General features: G+C 74.6%; 16 protein-coding genes. 6 read left to right on the plus strand and 10 right to left on the minus strand.

Annotation, left to right across the window (positions count from 1 at the left end; genetic code table 11):
• Positions 1-198: 198 nt before the first annotated feature.
• The 3 genes from ACZ6EJ_RS08845 to mshA all read right to left on the minus strand — a co-directional run bounded on the left by ACZ6EJ_RS08845 (position 199) and on the right by mshA (position 3143).
• Positions 199-996: a hypothetical protein gene (locus ACZ6EJ_RS08845; RefSeq protein WP_469265548.1), complete on the minus strand. Its 798-nt coding sequence runs from the start codon at positions 994-996 to the stop codon at positions 199-201.
• A gap of 226 nt (positions 997-1222) precedes the next feature.
• On the minus strand, positions 1223-1735 hold the full coding sequence (locus tag ACZ6EJ_RS08850) for a type III secretion system chaperone family protein (RefSeq protein ID WP_469265550.1): 513 nt from the start codon (positions 1733-1735) through the stop codon (positions 1223-1225).
• Between the two features lie 55 nt (positions 1736-1790).
• Positions 1791-3143, minus strand: coding sequence for a D-inositol-3-phosphate glycosyltransferase (gene mshA, locus ACZ6EJ_RS08855; protein WP_469265551.1), 1353 nt, complete (start codon positions 3141-3143; stop codon positions 1791-1793).
• Positions 3144-3364: 221 nt separating this feature from the next.
• Between mshA and ACZ6EJ_RS08860 the strand changes: the two genes are divergently transcribed.
• The 3 genes from ACZ6EJ_RS08860 to ACZ6EJ_RS08870 all read left to right on the plus strand — a co-directional run bounded on the left by ACZ6EJ_RS08860 (position 3365) and on the right by ACZ6EJ_RS08870 (position 7600).
• Entirely contained in the window at positions 3365-4150 is a 786-nt protein-coding gene (locus tag ACZ6EJ_RS08860) for a class I SAM-dependent methyltransferase (RefSeq protein WP_469265552.1), read from the plus strand.
• Positions 4151-4534: 384 nt separating this feature from the next.
• Positions 4535-5614 (plus strand): C40 family peptidase, encoded by a 1080-nt coding sequence (locus ACZ6EJ_RS08865; RefSeq protein WP_469265554.1) that lies wholly within the window; start codon positions 4535-4537, stop codon positions 5612-5614.
• A gap of 624 nt (positions 5615-6238) precedes the next feature.
• The gene (locus ACZ6EJ_RS08870; protein ID WP_469265555.1) at positions 6239-7600 is read left to right on the plus strand and encodes a PP2C family protein-serine/threonine phosphatase; all 1362 of its coding nucleotides are present in this window, start codon (positions 6239-6241) and stop codon (positions 7598-7600) included.
• A gap of 12 nt (positions 7601-7612) precedes the next feature.
• On the opposite strand, the gene ACZ6EJ_RS08875 is transcribed toward ACZ6EJ_RS08870, so the two are convergent.
• The 4 genes from ACZ6EJ_RS08875 to ACZ6EJ_RS08890 all read right to left on the minus strand — a co-directional run bounded on the left by ACZ6EJ_RS08875 (position 7613) and on the right by ACZ6EJ_RS08890 (position 10015).
• Complete coding sequence (locus ACZ6EJ_RS08875) at positions 7613-7942, minus strand: DUF2516 family protein (RefSeq protein ID WP_469265556.1); 330 nt, start codon at positions 7940-7942, stop codon at positions 7613-7615.
• 135 nt (positions 7943-8077) lie between these two features.
• Positions 8078-8740 (minus strand): hypothetical protein, encoded by a 663-nt coding sequence (locus ACZ6EJ_RS08880; protein ID WP_469265557.1) that lies wholly within the window; start codon positions 8738-8740, stop codon positions 8078-8080.
• 35 nt (positions 8741-8775) lie between these two features.
• Positions 8776-9213 (minus strand): helix-turn-helix domain-containing protein, encoded by a 438-nt coding sequence (locus tag ACZ6EJ_RS08885; RefSeq protein ID WP_469265558.1) that lies wholly within the window; start codon positions 9211-9213, stop codon positions 8776-8778.
• Positions 9214-9574: 361 nt separating this feature from the next.
• Positions 9575-10015, minus strand: coding sequence for a VOC family protein (locus tag ACZ6EJ_RS08890; protein WP_469265559.1), 441 nt, complete (start codon positions 10013-10015; stop codon positions 9575-9577).
• Positions 10016-10896: 881 nt separating this feature from the next.
• Between ACZ6EJ_RS08890 and ACZ6EJ_RS08895 the strand changes: the two genes are divergently transcribed.
• On the plus strand, positions 10897-12585 hold the full coding sequence (locus ACZ6EJ_RS08895; RefSeq protein ID WP_469265560.1) for a PHP domain-containing protein: 1689 nt from the start codon (positions 10897-10899) through the stop codon (positions 12583-12585).
• 322 nt (positions 12586-12907) lie between these two features.
• On the plus strand, positions 12908-13432 hold the full coding sequence (locus ACZ6EJ_RS08900; RefSeq protein WP_469265644.1) for an AAA family ATPase: 525 nt from the start codon (positions 12908-12910) through the stop codon (positions 13430-13432).
• Here the strand turns inward: ACZ6EJ_RS08900 and ACZ6EJ_RS08905 are convergent.
• Positions 13383-14153, minus strand: a complete 771-nt coding sequence (locus ACZ6EJ_RS08905) for a class I SAM-dependent methyltransferase (protein WP_469265562.1) — start codon at positions 14151-14153, stop codon at positions 13383-13385. The two genes, ACZ6EJ_RS08900 and ACZ6EJ_RS08905, sit on opposite strands and share 50 nt — an antisense overlap.
• A 63-nt stretch (positions 14154-14216) precedes the next feature.
• Positions 14217-14690 (minus strand): NUDIX hydrolase, encoded by a 474-nt coding sequence (locus tag ACZ6EJ_RS08910; protein WP_469265563.1) that lies wholly within the window; start codon positions 14688-14690, stop codon positions 14217-14219.
• A 224-nt stretch (positions 14691-14914) separates the two neighbouring features.
• Here ACZ6EJ_RS08910 and ACZ6EJ_RS08915 point away from each other — a divergent pair, with 224 nt between their 5' ends.
• Positions 14915-15571 (plus strand): HAD-IA family hydrolase, encoded by a 657-nt coding sequence (locus ACZ6EJ_RS08915; RefSeq protein WP_469265565.1) that lies wholly within the window; start codon positions 14915-14917, stop codon positions 15569-15571.
• Positions 15572-15590: 19 nt separating this feature from the next.
• Here the strand turns inward: ACZ6EJ_RS08915 and ACZ6EJ_RS08920 are convergent, their stop codons facing one another.
• Positions 15591-16190 (minus strand): TetR family transcriptional regulator, encoded by a 600-nt coding sequence (locus tag ACZ6EJ_RS08920; RefSeq protein WP_469265645.1) that lies wholly within the window; start codon positions 16188-16190, stop codon positions 15591-15593.
• Positions 16191-16197: the final 7 nt, after the last annotated feature.

The following is a 16197-nucleotide window of genomic DNA, read 5'->3' on the forward strand; positions in this document are numbered from 1 at the left end:
AACGGGGCCCCAGCGCCGAGGCACACGGGCGGGCTCTCCGCCACGGGTGACCGGGCGCCGGCGGATCTTCGCGGTGGCCGCGTCGGGGCGGAGAGCCGTACGCAGCCGGCCCGGAGCCCGAGGCCCCGGCCCCAGGCGGCGGCTCTCCGCCTCAGCCGCGAGTCCCGCCGGTCGGCACCGGGGCCGGAGGGGCGTCCGTCAGCCGAGCTTCTTCGCCTGGGCCGCCACGACCTCCGCCGGCACCGGGCCACCCGCCGCGCTGACCGCGTTGAACGTCGCCACGGTGCCCGCCTTGCGGAGCGCCACCACCTTCATCGGGGTGGGCTCGCCGTCCTGCTCGACGACGACCGTCCAGGCCGCCGCCTCGTCGCCGCCGCCGCCGGCGGTCTTGTCCGCCGTGACCGAGACGACCTTCTGCTGCGCACCGGCGACCGTGGCGTCGAAGCCGCCCGCGCAGTCGGCGGCGGCCTTGCCGAGCGCGGCGAACGCGTCCGGGCCGGCCTTCCCCTCGTACGCGGTCAGGACGACGAAGGTGGCCGTCATGCCCAGGTTCGCCTTCATCGCGCCCTCGAGGTCGCCTTCCGCGGCGGCCTTCTTGGCGTCCACCTTCGGCTCGCTGATCAGCCGGCGCTTGGTGGTGGCCTTCGCACCCGCCTGCGCGACGCCGTACATGGCGTGGACGACCGGCAGGCACTCCGCCTTGCCGGCCGTCACGGCACCCGCCGGGACCTCGTCCTTCGGGCCCGCCTCGGCCACCTTGTGGCCCGCGACGTCGCCCTGCTTCAGGGAGGCGGTCTCCAGCTCGGCGGCGGTGAGCGCCTTCGCCTCCGGAGCGGCGGCCGCGCCGGACTCCGTCGACTCCGTCGTCTTCGCCGCCTTGTCGTCCTTGCCGGCCTTCCCTTCGGCGTCGGACGAGCCGCCGCAGGCGGTGGCCAGCAGGGTCAGGGAGACCGCGCAGGCGGCGAGGGCGGTACGGCGTACGGCAGTGGCGCGCATGGTTCATCTTTCCGTGTCGGGAAGCAACGCGCCGCTTCCCGTGCGGCAGTTGGACGCCGTCCTGGGACGGGCCGTCGCAGTGGTCTCACCTTACGATCGAACGTCGGGGCGATCCGGAGGGTGCGACGCCCCCGGCGTGATCGTGATTACGCTGTGATCATCCTGTGAATGCGCTGTGGGCGGGACGCGCGGTATGCACCGGTGTGCGCCGCCCCCAGGCCTCGGTTCAGACGTCGGTCGGGCGCTCGATCAGGTGGCTGAACGCGTCCAGGTTGCGGGTGGACTCGCCGCGCGAGACCCGCCACGCGTACTCCTTGCGGATCGAGCTGGCGAAGCCGAGTTCGAGAAGGGTGTTGAACGGTCCGTCGGCCGCCTCCAGCACCGCCCCCAGCAGCCGGTCCAACTCGTCGGGGGTGACGACGGAGAGCGGCAGCTTGCCGACGAGGTAGACGTCGCCGAGCGAGTCGACCGCGTAACTCACGCCGAAGAGGCGGAGGTTGCGTTCCAGGAGCCAGCGGTGCACCTCGGCGGCGTTCTCGTCGGGGCGCCGGACGACGAACGCGTTGAGGGAGAGGGAGTGCGTGCCGACGATCAGCGAACAGGTCGTCGACAGCTTGCGGGTGCCGGGCAGCGTCACGACGTAGTTGCCGGGGGCCGGGGACTCCCAGGTGAGTCCGGCGTCGTCGAGCGCCGCCTCGATGACCTGGGCCGCTGCTGTTTCGTCGGGTGCGTCAGCCATGCAGCGAGCGTACGACAGGGGCGCGCGCCCCACGCGCCGCCCGGAGCGGACGGGCTCAGCCGCAGTGCGTACGGGCCCGGCGGCGGTGATCGCGGAGGGCGGCCGTGTACACGTCGGCGGTGGCCTCGGCGGCCCGGTCCCAGCCGAAGGACTCGGCGTGCGCGGCGGCCGCCGCCCCCATGCGCTCGACCAGCTCCGGCGCGTCCGCGAACCGTTCGAGCGCGCGGGCGTACGCCTGCGGGTCGTGTCCGGGTATCAGGAAGCCGCTGACCTCGTCGCGCACCGCCACCGGCAGCCCGCCCACCGCCGCCGCGACGACCGGGGTGCCGGTCGCCTGGGCCTCGATGGCGACCAGGCCGAAGGACTCGCTGTACGACGGCATCACCAGCACGGAGGCGGCCCGGAACCAGTCCGCCAGCCGGTCCTGGCTCACCGGCGGATGGAACCGTACGACGTCGGCGATGCCCAGCCGCGCGGCCAGCTTCTGCAGCCCCTCCGGCTTGGCCAGGCCGCTGCCGCTCGGGCCGCCGACGACCGGCACGACCGTCCGGGTCCGCAGGGACGGGTTGCGCTCCAGGAGCACCGCCACCGCGCGCAGCAGCACGTCGGGGGCCTTCAGCGGCTGGATGCGGCCCGCGAAGAGCGGAACGAGCGCGTCCCGCGGCAGCCCCAGGCGGGCCCGCGCGGCGGCGCGCCCGTCGGCGGGGCGGAAGCGGTCCAGGTTGACGCCGGGGTGCACCACGGCGACCGAGGCGGGGTCGGCGTCGTAGAAGCGGACGAGTTCGTCGGCCTCCTCGGCGGTGTTGGCGATCAACCGGTCCGAGGCGTTGACGATCTGGGTCTCGCCGATGACGCGGGCGGGCGGTTCGGGGGCGTCCCCCTCGGCGAGCGCGGCGTTCTTGACCTTGGCCATGGTGTGCATGGCGTGGACGAGCGGGACGCCCCAGCGCTGGGCGGCGAGCCAGCCGACCTGGCCGGAGAGCCAGTAGTGGGAGTGCACGAGGTCGTAGTAGCCGGGGCGCTGGCCGGCCCAGGCCTGCATCACGCCGTGCGTGAAGGCGCAGAGCTGGGCGGGCAGGTCCTCCTTGGCCAGGCCCTCGTACGGCCCGGCGTCCACGTGGCGGACGAGGACGCCCGGAGCCAGCTCCACCGCGGGCGGCAGGGAGCCGGTGGTCGCCCGCGTGAAGATCTCGACCTCGATGTCGATCGCGGCGAGGCGCTTGGCCAGCTCGACGATGTAGACGTTCATGCCGCCCGCGTCGCCGGTGCCGGGCTGGTGGAGCGGCGAGGTGTGCACGGAGAGCATCGCGATGCGGCGCGGCTTGCGCGAGGACCCGGCGAAGCCGCCGGGAAAGCGGATGCGCGGGGCCGACCGGGTGGAGCCGAGCCGGGAGACGTACTGGCTCACGTCGTCGGTCCTCCTCGCTCAGGTCACGCCGGGGAGAGGGGTACGGCGCCCTCCGAGGGGAGAACAGAGGAGTCCTGGGTTTCATTTCCGCTTTGCCGAATTATTACGTTGTCACCGTGCGGCCGGACGGCGGCGCCCGCGGTGTCCCCGAGCGGAGGCGTCGGGCGGGCCCGGCCGGGCGGTCCGCGGGGCCGCTCCCCCGTGTCGCATACGCTCGCCGTATGCGCCAGCGCCCCATCGGCACCGCCACCCGCGGGACCACCAACCCCAACCGCCTCCGCCGCATGGACCGCTGGATCGCCGCCGTGCACGGCCCCGCCCTGCGCCGCGCGGAGAGGCCGGTGGCCGTCGATCTCGGGTACGGGGCCGCCCCCTGGACCGCCGTCGAGCTGCTGGCCCGCCTGCGCACCGCCGAACCGCGCACCGCGGTGGCGGGCGTCGAGATCGACCCGGAGCGGGTCGCCGCCGCGCAGCCGTACGCCCGCGAGGGGCTCACCTTCGTGCACGGCGGCTTCGAGGTCCCGCTGGAGGTGCGGCCCGTGCTGATCCGGGCGGCGAACGTGCTGCGCCAGTACGACGAGGACCAGGTCGCGGAGGTCTGGGCCCGCCTCCGCGCCCGCCTGGCCCCCGGCGGGCTGCTGGTGGAGGGCACCTGCGACGAGATCGGACGCCGGCACGTCTGGGTGGCCCTGGGCCCCGAGGGGCCGCGCACGGTCACCTTCGCCGCCCGGCTCGGCTCGCTGGACCGCCCCTCGGACCTCGCCGAACGCCTGCCGAAGGCGCTGATCCACCGCAACGTGCCGGGCGAGCCGGTCCACGCGTTCCTCCGGGACTTCGACCGGGCCTGGGCGACGGCCGCCCCGTACGCCTCGCTCGGCGCGCGGCAGCGCTGGATCGCGGCGGTGCGGGCGCTGTCGGGGAGCTGGCCGACGACGGACGGGGAGCGGCGGTGGCGCCAGGGCGAGGTCACCGTGGCGTGGGACGCCCTGCGGCCCAACAGCGGGTGAACAACCGCCCGGAAGGACGGAACGCGACCGTTCCGGGAACGACGCGCGGAGATCGTTCGTCCCAGAGGATGGGATGATCAACGGCCGGGGGCGCGAGCGCGGGGGCGCGGACGGATCCGGGAAGCGGGGGGATCGGCGTGGCGGGGGCGGTCGATGTCGTGCCAGGTGCGGTCGGCCCCTGTCGCTTCACGGGTCGACATGGCACGATCTCGTCGTCGCCGAAAAGTTACTGACGGTAAATCAGGTCGACGTCATCCGGCTCGACCGGTTCTCCGCGCGGGGGCCGCTCCTGCCCCTTGCGCCCGCACCGCTCGGCGCGCCCGCGCGGCCCGTACCGCCTCCGCCCGGAGGCGGACCGAAGAAGACGTCCCGGAGGGGGAGTTCGTGAACCGACGCCGCTGTGCCACTGCCGCGATCACGCTGGCCTGTGCGCTGGCTCTGCTGACGGCCCCGGTGCAGGCGATGGCCGCCCCGGTTCCGGACCCCTCGACCGCCCCCTCCTCCGCCTCCGCCCCGTCGCGGTACACCACCGCGGAGCTGGAGAAGGTCCGCGAGCGGATCGAGACGCTCTACCGGAAGGCGGGCGCGGCGACGGACGCGTACAACCTGGCCGAGGAGCAGGCGAAGAAGCAGTCCGGCGAGATAGCGAAGCTGGCCAGGGCGATCGTCGACGGTCAGGCGCGCATCGCCGAGCTGAAGGACCGGGCGGGCGCCCAGGCCCGCGAGCAGTACCGCAACGGCGGGCTGCCCCCCGGCGCGCAGCTGGCCCTCAGCGGCGACCCCCAGCTCTTCCTCGACGGGGTCAACCAGGTCCGGCAGAGCCAGCACGCCTCCAAGTCACTCCTGACCGAGCTGAACCGCCGGCAGGAGGACCTGGAGTCCTACACCCGCGACGCCAGCGCCCACTGGGAGAAGCTGGAGGCCGACCGGCTCAAGCAGGCCAAGGCCAAGAAGCGGATCAACGCCCAGATCGCGGCGGCCGAGAAGATCGAGGACCAGTTGGAGGAGGAGGAGCGCGGCCGGCTGCGCGAGCTGGAGCGGGCCGCCGCCGCGAGGGCGCAGAGCGCGTGGCTCTCCTCCACCACGGTCAAGGACGTCAGCGGCGAGGCGAGCGAGAGCGGCCGGGCGGCGGTGGCCTTCGCGACCGCGCAGATCGGCAAGCCGTATGTCTGGGGGGCCGAGGGCCCCGGTTCGTACGACTGCTCCGGGCTGACCTCGCAGGCCTGGCTGGCGGCCGGGCGCCCGATACCCCGCACCTCGCAGGAGCAGTGGCGGCTGCTGCCGCGCATCGACATCGCGGACATGCGCCCCGGCGACCTGATCATCTACCACGCCGACGCCAGCCATGTCGGGATGTACGTCGGTGACGGCGCGATCGTGCACGCCCCGCGCCCCGGCCGCGACGTCACGCTGGCCGGCGCGGGCTCGATGAAGATCCTCGGCGTGGTGCGCCCCGACAAGTAGCCGCGGCGGCGGTCGGCACCGTACCGGGGGGGGGCGGGCGGTCCGGCTCCGGGCGGGCTTGGAGCACGGCTTCCCGGCTCCGGGTGGGTGGGCGGACGACCGGTGCGGCTCCGGACGACCGGTCCCTCCAGGCGTGCGGACGACCGGCCCGGCTCTCCGGACGACCCGTCCGGCCCCGACCATTCCGGCCCCGATCATTCCGGTTCCGGGCGGGCCGGAGCACGGCTTCCCGGCTCCGGGTGGGTGGGCGGACGACCGGTGCGGCTCCGGACGACCGGTCCCTCCAGGCGGGCGGACGACCGGTCCGGCTCCGGTGGCGGGAGCGCGCAGTCCCGCCCCCGCTCACCGGCCGCGGGACTGCGGCCGGACCGGGACGGGGCCCTGTGAGCAGGGCCACGCCGCCGTCCCCGGCCGCGTGATGTTCGTCATGGGCGCCCCGCCGCCCCTACCGCCGCCCATCGCACCGCTTCCACGCCAGGACGCGGCACCTGACGGCCCGGCGAACGGCGGACGGTCCCCGCGCGCCATTCCGTTCCCCGGCCGCGGGCCGCTATCGTCCCGGACTGGCGGGGCGTCGATCGTCGTTCCGCCGCACCCTCGGGGGAGGGAAGGAAGCCCGAACCGATGCCCGTATCCGTACCGCAGACGCGCTCCGCCGCCGCTGCGGAGACCTCCCACGGCGCCGACCTCACCCTGCTGGTGATCGAGGACGACCCGACGGGCACCGCCGTCCCCGTGCCCGAGCTGTCGGCGGCCGCCGGTACACGGGTCCGCGTCCGCACCGCCCGCAACCTCACCGAGGCCGGGCGGCTGCTCACCGATGACGTCGACTGCATCCTGCTGGACCTCGCGCTCCCCGTCACGGGCGCGACGGGCCCGCCCGGCACCGACGCCGGGGCGTCCGACGCCGGGCAGCGGCCCGAGCCCGCCTCGGAGCGCGCCGCCGAGCTGGCGGCCCTCACCCACGTCCTGCGGATCGCCCCGCTGCACGCGGTCCTCGCGCTCACCGCGCAGGACGACGCCGAACTGGCCGCCGAGGCCGTCCGCGTCGGGGCGCAGGACTACCTCTTCCGGGGCGAACTGGACGCACGCGTCCTCAGCCGGGCGATCCGGTACGCCGTGGAGCGCAAGCGCGCCGACATCGCCCAGCACCAGTTGACCGAGTCCCGGCTGCGCGCCCAGGAGAACGCCCGGCTCGAACGCGGCCTCCTGCCCACCCCGCTCCTGGACGGCTCCGACCTCAGCTTCGCCGCCCTCTACCGCCCCGGTCGCAGCCGGGCCCTCCTCGGCGGCGACTTCTACGACACCGTGCGCACCCCGGACGGCACAGTGCACGCAATGATCGGCGACGTCTGCGGGCACGGCCCGGACGAGGCGGCCCTCGGCGTCGAGTTGCGGATCGCCTGGCGGGCGCTGACCCTGGCCGGGCTCTGCGGGGACGTGCTGCTGTCCACGCTGCAACAGGTGCTGGAGCACGAACGGCAGAGCGAGGAGATCTTCGCGACGCTCTGCACCGTCGACATCTCCCCCGACGGCCGGAGCGCCGGGCTCTGCCTCGCGGGCCACCCGGCGCCGCTGCTCGCCCGCCCCGGACAGCCGGCCCGGCTGCTTCCGTACGAGGACGGCGGCCCGGCGCTGGGGCTGCTCCCGCGGGCCCGGTGGCCGCGGCGGCAGGTGGAGCTGGGCGGCGCGTGGAGCCTGATGATGTACACGGACGGGCTGATCGAGGGGCGCGTCGCCGCCGGCGACGGCCGGCGGCTGGGACAGGACGGCATGGTCGCGGTGGTCAACGGCCGCCGGGAGCGCGGGCTCGCGGGCGAGGAGCTGCTGGAGGCCGCGGTCACCGAGGTGCGGGAGCTGAACGGCGGCGAGCTGACGGACGACGTGGCCGTCCTGCTGCTGGGCCGCGACCTGGAGCGGACACGGGTGCGGGGCGGAAGCCGCACCGCGCTTCCGCCCCGCACCCGTCGCCCGGCGGCCCCGTGAGGCCGCGAGAGGTCAGCGCCCGCCGTTGTAGGGGCCGTACGGGCCGTCGCTGCTGGAGCCGCCCCTGCGGCCGCCCGACACCGCCTTGAGCGCGGGCCGCACGTCGACCATGAAGACGATCGACGCGACCAGGCCCGCGAGCTGGAGGAACAGCATCGGGACGAACAGGTTCACCGCCACCGCCACGCCGAGGAGGATCAGCCAGAAGGGCTTGCTCTTCTTGTCCGCGGCACGGTAGGCGTCCTCCCGGGCGATCGCCGCGAAGACGAAGGCGACCACGGCCAGCGCGAGCATGGCCAGGAAGAGCAGATCGACGAGTGTGCCGAATCCTGAGAGCAACATGGTGTACCGCCTAGTGAATGGATGGGCGCCCTGCGGCCAAGGTACCGGGACAACGAGCCGATCCCCCGTAAAGGTGCCCGCCCCGCGTCCCGGTCACGCGTGTCGCGCGTCGCACCGGAGAGGCCCCCGCGAGGGTCACTCGCCGGCCGGCGGGGTCTTCTTGGCCGCGGGCCTGCGCGGCGCGGGGGTCTTCTTCTCGGAGGCCGTCCCGGCGGTCGCGCCCTTCGTCCCCGCGGACCCGGCGGTCTTGGCGGCCGGGGCGGGCTTGGCGGGGGCCGCCGCGGCGGACGTGCTCTCCGCCTCGCTCTTCGGCGCGGGAGCGCTCTTCGGCGCGGGCTTGGGATCGGCCTCGATGACGGCGGCGATCTCGACGATCTCCTCGGCCGTCTCGCCGCGCCAGGTCCGGACGGCCTGCTCGCCGTGCTCGGCGACCTTCTCGTACGTCTCCCGAGCCCGGATCGCGTACTCGGCGGCCACGCCCACGCTGCGCAGGGCCAGGTCCTGGGCGGTCTCGCCCAGCTTCTTCAGGTCGGCGGCGTCGAACGCGCCGAGCACCTCGCCGACCTTCGCCTGGACGGTGGCCTGGGCCTCCTTGGCCTGGGTGGCCACCTTCTCCTGCACGGCCTTGGGGTCGGTGTTGCGGACGGCGTCGATCCGCTCGGGCGCCTCGGCCCGGAGCTGCTCGATCAGCGCCGGGACCTTGCGCGCCTGCTGCACGGCGAGGTCGGCCGTACCCGCGGCGAAATAGAGGGGGGTGGGGTCGGTGAGGGTCTTGCGCAGGTCATCGGCGATGGCCATGACGGTGGTCCTCCCGGATCATCGGAAACCAGTTGCTAGCTGTGAGGGTCTTGGTCGTCCTTCGGGTCCGCACCGGCGTCGCCGCCGGTACCGGCTCCGGCACCACTGCCCGCGCCGGACGCGGGGGCGTATCCGTTCTCCCGGCGGAAGGAGTCGTAGATCTGGAGCAGAACGCTCTTCTGCCGCTCGCTGATCGAGGGATCGGCCAGAATGGCCGCCCGCGTCTCCAGCTCCTCCCGCTCCCGCTCGTCGAGGATGCCCGCGCGGACGTACAGGGTCTCGGCCGAGATCCGCAGCGCCTTGGCGACCTGCTGGAGCACGTCCGCACTGGGCTTGCGCAGCCCGCGCTCGATCTGGCTGAGATACGGATTCGACACCCCGGTGGCATCGGCGAGCTGCCGCAGCGAGAGCTGCGCCGCACGGCGCTGCTCCCGCAGGTACTCACCGAGATTGCCGACGTTGAGTGATGCCATGACCCGATAGTGCGACCTCGCGCTAACTTTTGCAAGCAGGTGCTTGCAAAAGTGTCGCGCGCCACGTGCTGGGCGGCGGCGCGCGACGGTCAAGCCCCGCCGGCGCCTCCCTGCCGAGAGCCCCGTCCGCGCCGCCGGCCGTGTCCGGCGGCGCGGAGAGCTGGTGGAGGGTCTTGGCGGCTGCTTCCCTGTGCGGGGGCATGAGACCTCCGAGCCGGTCAGTCGACTTGTCCGTACGCCATGGAGGCGGCTGCCTCCGACAGATCGGGACGGGGAGGGCGCGTGCGTTCCGACGAACCGTCAGTGCAGCGGGTCAGGGGCCGCGCCATGCCGACGGACGTCCGGGGCACGGCGCTCCGTCTCAGCTCAGTTGCTCGGCCAACCCGACGATGACGCCCTCCGGGCCGCGGACGTAGCAGACCAGGTAGCTGTCCTCGAACCGGGCGATGCCGCCGACGAGTTCGCCGCCGTGCGGGCGCAGGCGGGCGACGGTGTCCTCGATGTCGTCGACGGCGAACATCACGCGGTGCGTGCCCAGGATGTTGTGCGGCCGGGCGGGCGGCCCGGCGCTGATCGGCGCGGGGCTGCGGTACCTCGCCAGCTCGATCCGGCTGAGACCGTCCGGGGTACGGACCATCGCGATGTCGCAGCGGACGCCGTCGAGCCCGGTGCACCGGTCCACGAACGGGCCCTCGACCTCCGCCCTGCCCTCCAGCTCCATACCCAGCTCCACGAAGAACGCGATGGCCGCGTCCATGTCCTCGACGACGATGCCGACGTTGTCCATCCGCTGAATCGCCATAACGATCTCTCCTTCTTCCTGGTCGCGGCCGGTGGCGACCGCTGAAGTCCCCTGGGGCAGGATCGCCCCCCCGACGTCGCCGCGGTAGTCATGCGGCGCTACCGGGCGCGCCGGGCACGCGCTTCCCCGGCCGGGCTCCGGGGGGCCTCACGACGCCGGGGGCACTGTGCACGCGGATCTGTCGGGCCATCAGAGGCACGAACATTTCTCGCGCTGTCCGCCCGCCGTTCGCCGGGGCCGCCATGGAGGGAGGCCAGGATCGAGCCGTTGCTTCTCCGGGGGGAGAGGACTTCCGCTTCCCTTGGAGTTGAGACGTACATGCATCGCAGCAGGCGCACCGCGCCGCCCCCGGCAGCGGGTCCGGGCACGCCCGTGCTGATCGGCGCGGGCTTACCCGCCCGCGCGGGGACGGGGCTGCCGGGGACGGCGGCGTCCGGCCTGCCCGGCGGCGGGGGTCCGGCGGAGTAACACCGTGTTCCGCCGCCCCGCCGCGGTGCCGCCCGCGCCCGCCGTGCCGCTTCCGGCCGGTCCGTACGGGCCGCCCGGTCACGCGCGGCGCGTGCCGCCGGGCCGTACGGGACGCCCCCGACCGGGTACGCGCGGAGCGGCCCACCGGGGGCCGTGTCCCGGAACGCGGCGGCCGCGCCGGGCGCTGCCCGACCGAGCCGGTCCCGCCCCGCTCCCCCGGCCGGCCACGAACCACTCCGCGTACGCCGCCGGGCGGCCGACGTACACGGACGGCGCCGCCAGGGGCCTCCGCCGGACGGGCCGCGTGCCTCGTCGCCCGGCGGCCCGGCCCTCGCCGCCGACCAGGGCGAGGACACGGCCCCGCTGCCCTCGTCCGCTCCCTCGACTCTTCCGACCAGAACCGGTGAGCCTCCATGACGCATGACCACGACTACGACCCCGACCGAATGCTGCCGCGCTGGGCGGATCCCGCCGTCGCCGAGCAGGGCCTGGACGCGCAGGAGGTCTCCCGGCGGCGGGTGCTGCGCGGAGCCGGCCTGTTCGGTGCGGGGTTCCTGGCGTCCGCCGCGGTCGGCGGCGAGGCGCTGGCCGCCTCCGCCGGGCAGGAGTCCGCGGCGGTCGGGGGCCCTTCGCGCCGTTACGCGTACCTCGTGGGCGACCACCACGTGCACAGCCGGTTCAGCCACGACGCCAAGTACGACCTGCTCCAGCAGACCGGCCACGCCGAGCGGTTCGGCCTCGACTGGATGGTCCTGACCGAGCACTGCAACATCGGCCACACGCGGCCGGGCGGTGCGCTGAAGCAGCACGAGGAGATCCGCGACATCCGCCGGGCCCGCCCCCGGCTCCTCGTCTTCCAGGGACTGGAGTGGTACATCCCGGCGGCCGAGCACGCCACCGTGATGGCCGCACCGGGCCGGCACGAGGTGGACCTGCTCACCCGGTTCGAGCTGGCCCACGACGGTAAGCTCAACAAGCGCGACGCCTCGACCCCCGCGAACGAGCAGGCGGCCGTCGACGCCATCCGGTGGCTCGCGCGCCAGCGTCGTCGCGGGATGGTGCCCGACGTGCTGCTCTTCGCCAACCACCCCTCCCGCCTCGGCATCGACTCGCCGCACGAGATGCGCGCGTGGCGGGACGCGGCACCCGAGATCTTCGTCGGCATGGAGGGCGCGCCCGGCGCCCAGGCCGCGCCCATCGCGACCAACAGCGGACCGGGCAGCGTGCGCGGCGAGTACGAGAACGCCCCCTCGGCCAACTCCTGGCCCGGCTACCCGCCGGAGTCCTACCGGACCCTGGGCGGCTTCGACTGGATGACCGCCACCGTCGGCGGGATGTGGGACTCGCTGCTCGCGGAGGGCAAGCCGTTCTGGATCACCTCCAACTCCGACAACCACCGCACGGTCGCCGACACGTGGCGCGACGGCGACTTCCCGCCCGGCGCCGACTTCGACACGCTGGGGCACAAGCCGAGCCCGACGGACACGGGCGTGCCGCAGCACGGCAGCGACTTCTGGCCCGGTCAGTTCAGCCGCACCCACGTCGGGGTGACCCGCTTCGGCTACCGCCAGGTGATGGACGGCCTGCGGGCCGGCCGGGTGTGGGTGGACCACGGCCACCTCGTCGACGCCATCGACGTACGCCTCCGCCGGGACGGCTTCGACCCCCACGGCGTGACGCTCGGGCAACGGCTGCGGGTGCGGCGCGGCCGCCGTGCAAGCCTCCGGGTCACGATCACCCCGGCCTCCCGGCGCAACTCCCACGGCGACCTGCCCCGGCTGGCCACCCTTGACGTCATCCGCGGGACCGTGACCGGCCCGGCCGCCGACCGCGACGCCTGGCGGGCCCCCGACACGCGGGTGGTGGACCACATCGACGTCTCCCACCGCCGGGGCGCCTTCACCCTCGACATCCCGCTGGGCCGGGTCGACGAGCCGTTCTACGTCCGGCTCCGAGGCAGCGACGGCAGGCGCAACGCCCCCGGCCCCTTCGGCCCGTCCGTCGACGCCCACGCCCCCCAGGCCCACCGCCCCGGCGAGGGCAACCCCTGGGACGACCTGTGGCTCTACACCAACCCGATCTTCGTCGACGTGGTCCGCTAGGCGCACCGGCCCGCCCGGTACGAGGGCGGGGAGGCACGCGGGTCCGCGCCGCCTCAGCGGGGCGTGCGCCGATGCCCCACCGGTCCGGATCGACGCACGCCGTGTCGCCGTCCGGTGGGGTCGGAGCGCCTGCCGTCCGATCCGGTCCGCGGCCCGAGGCCGTGCGCGAACCGGACCGCGGGGCCCCTGGCCCTCGGTCCCGCGGCCACCGGCGCGGGGGCAGGGGCTCCGCTACCACCGCGCGAGGCCCCGCCGCGCCGGGGCCCTCGCCGCCACGATCCCCGGTTCCGCACGGCCCCGAGCCGGACCTGGCATGGGCCGCATGATCGTGTGGATCAACGGCACCCACGGTGCGGGCAAGACGACGACCAGCGCACTCGTACGGGAACTGAGCCCGGACTCACGGGTGTTCGACGCCGAGAAGGTCGGCGAGACGCTCATGGACATCACGCCGGGGCTGCCCGCGACGGACAACTTCCAGCACTGGCCGCCGTGGCGGTCGCTCGTCGTCGAGACCGCCCACCGCGTCCTCGACTACACCGGCGGCACGCTGGTGATGCCCATGACGGTCCTGGTCGAGCCGTACTGGCGCGAGATCAGCGCCGGCCTCGCCCACCACGCCGTCCCCGTACGCCACTTCGTTCTCCACGCCGACCAGGAGACCCTCCGACGCCGTATCGCGGGGGACACGCTGCTCGGCCCCGACTCCGACTTCCGCCTCCGCCACCTCGCGCCCTACGCCGAGGCGGCCCGTACGTGGTTGCACGACGAGGCCGAGGTCGTCGACACCACGCACCTCACGCCCGCACAGGCCGCGCGGCAGATCGCGGACGCCCTCGACGACTGACGGTGCGCGCGACGAGGACCAGCTCCCGGCCCGGCCTGTCCGGCGCGTCGCGCACGTCCTCCACCGCGTAGCCCAGCGCCATCAGCTCCGCCTCGATCTCCGGCCGTCCACGGAAGCGCAGGGTGGAGTCCGACGTCAGCACCTGCCCGTCGGACGCGAAGACGTACGTCCAACGGAACGACACCAGCGGACCGTCCACCTCGGTCACCTCGACCCAGCTCTCGACGGCGCCGACCGCCGGGATCTCCGTCACCCGCCACGAGGCCGCGCGGTTCCACTCCTCCCAGGCACGCGCGGCCGGGTCCCGTGTCTCGAACACCAGGCGGCCGCCCGGCCGCAGCGCCTCGTGCGCGCCGCGCAGGGTCTCCCGCCAGGCCACCGGGTCGACGATCTCCTGGGCGACGTTCGCCGTCATGGTCACCAGGTCGACCCGCAGGGGCGGCAGAGCCGTCGCGTCGCCGCAGATCCAACGCACGCGCTCGCCACCCCGCTTGGCTCGGGCCACGTCGATGGACGCCCCGGCCGGGTCGACGCCGACGGCCTCGATCCCCCGCTCGGCCAGTGCCAGGGCGAACACCCCCGTCCCGCAGCCGACGTCGAGGACCCGGCGCGCTCCGAACTCCACCGCCATCCCCACGTACGCGTCGAGGTCGCCGCGGTCGGGGTCGAGGGGGTCCTGGATCGCGGCGAGCCGTGGATGCCCGAAGCACTCGTCAGCCATGCGGCCGAGCATAGGAGGGGCCGGGGCTCCGGCGGCCGGCCTGCCGGAGCGGCCACGGCCCTCTCAGTGCTGGATCAGGCCGCCGACCGGGACCGCGGCGACGTGGCCCGTCGCCGGGAGGGTCCGCGCCAGCGCCAGGCCCACGTCGACCAGGGACGACCGGCGCAGGCCGGTGACGTCGGGGATCGGCGTCCACACGCACTCCGCGACGTCGTCGTCCGGGTCCGGTCGGAAGCGGTCGCCGATGACGCGGACCTGGTAGAAGATGCCGACGTTCTGGTGTTCCGGGGAGCCGGGGAGAGTGCGTTCCGCCGCAGGGATGATCCGCGAGTCCACGCCCAGCAGGCGCTCCACCACCGCGTCGCAGCCGCTCTCCTCGGCGACCTCGCGGACCACCGCGTCGAACGGGTCCTCCGACTGCTCGACCCCGCCGCCCGGAAGCGTCCATGTGGACGCGCCGCTCGGCGGTACGTGATGGGCGAGCAGGACCCGCCCGTCCTCGACGCACACGGCGTACGCCGCCAGTCGCACACTCATCGCTCCGACCTCCCCGCCCGAACGCTATCCCACCGCCGAGGCGCTCATCAGCCTGCCGAGCGGAGGGAGTTCGAGGCGGCACCGCCTGTGCGGGACCTCCGTCCTATGCTGGCGGACACGTGCGGGGCGTGGTCCCGCCGCTCGGCCGGACCGGCCGGAGCGCGGTGCCGTCGCGCCGGAGGCCGCCCCGGCCGTCCGGCCGCGACGGAGAACGGAACCCTCCCATGAGTACGTCGTACGCCTCCCCCGCCCCCGTCGACCGCGGCTTCGACGCCGTGCTCTGCGACCTCGACAACGTCATCCGCTTCTACGACACGGCCCCGCTCGCCGCACTGGAACGGGCCGCCGGACTGGCGGAGGGGGCCACGACCGAGGTCGCCTACGCGCCCGACGTCGATCTGCCGCTCCTCCTCGGCCGCATCACCACGGACGCCTGGGTGGAGTCCATCACCGCGCGGCTCACCGACCGGGTGGGGCCCGAGCGGGCGCGGGAATTGGGCCGGGCGCTCGCCGCGGCGCCGTTCCGGGCCGACGCCGAGGTGGTCGCGCTGCTGCGGCGGGTCCGGGCGCGCGTCCCGCTGGTGCTCGTGACGAACGCGTCCCACCGACTGGATGCCGACCTGGCCCTGTTGGGCCTCACCGATCTGGCCCACGCGGTCGTGAGCAGCGCGGTGGAGCAGGTCGCCAAGCCCGATCCGGCCATCTACCGCATCGCCGCCCAGCGGGCGGGCACGGCGGTGGAGCGGTGCCTGTTCGTGGACGACCGGCAGGAGAACGTCGACGCGGCCGCCGCCCTCGGCATGACGGGGGTGCTCTACCGCGAACCGGCCGACCTGCGGCGGGCGTTGGGGCCGTACGCCGAGGAGTCGCCGCCCGCGTGAGCCCGCACGCGGGCCGCCCTCACCGCTGCGGTTCCAGCCCCGTGCGGAGCTGGGCGAACGCCTCCCCGGCCGCCCGGACCGCGCTCGGGTGGAGGTGGTCAGCGCTCGCCCCCGCGTCGATCCGCCGCCAGTTCTCCTCGGCCAGGATGCGCAGGACGGCGATGGTCTGACCGGCCGCGAGCCGTCGTGGCACGCCGCCGCCCAGGGCCTCGGCGAGGGCCTCCTCGGAGCGGGACTGGTAGGCGTACAGGCGGGCCACCAGCGACGGGGTCCCGTACAACAGGCGGTGGAACGCCAGGACTTCGGGAGCGTCGCAGAGACCGGTCACCGGGTCGCGCCGGTCCAGGCCGTCGAGGAAGTGGCGGTGCAGGGCCTCCAGCGGGCTCTCGCCGGCGGACCGCCCGGCGACGACGCGGGCGGGCTCGTCCTCGTGGTCGGCGAACCGGTGCAGCACCAGGTCCTCCTTGGCGGGGAAGTACCGGAACAGCGTCGGCTTGGAGATGTCCGCCGCGGCCGCCACCTCCGCCACGGACACCCGGTCGAAGCCCCGCTCCAGGAAGAGCGCGATGGCGGCCTCGGAGACCGCCTCGTAGGTCAGCCGCTTCTTCCGCTCCCGCAGACCGCCC

The sequence above is a fragment of the Streptomyces sp. NPDC041970 genome, assembly GCF_055588985.1.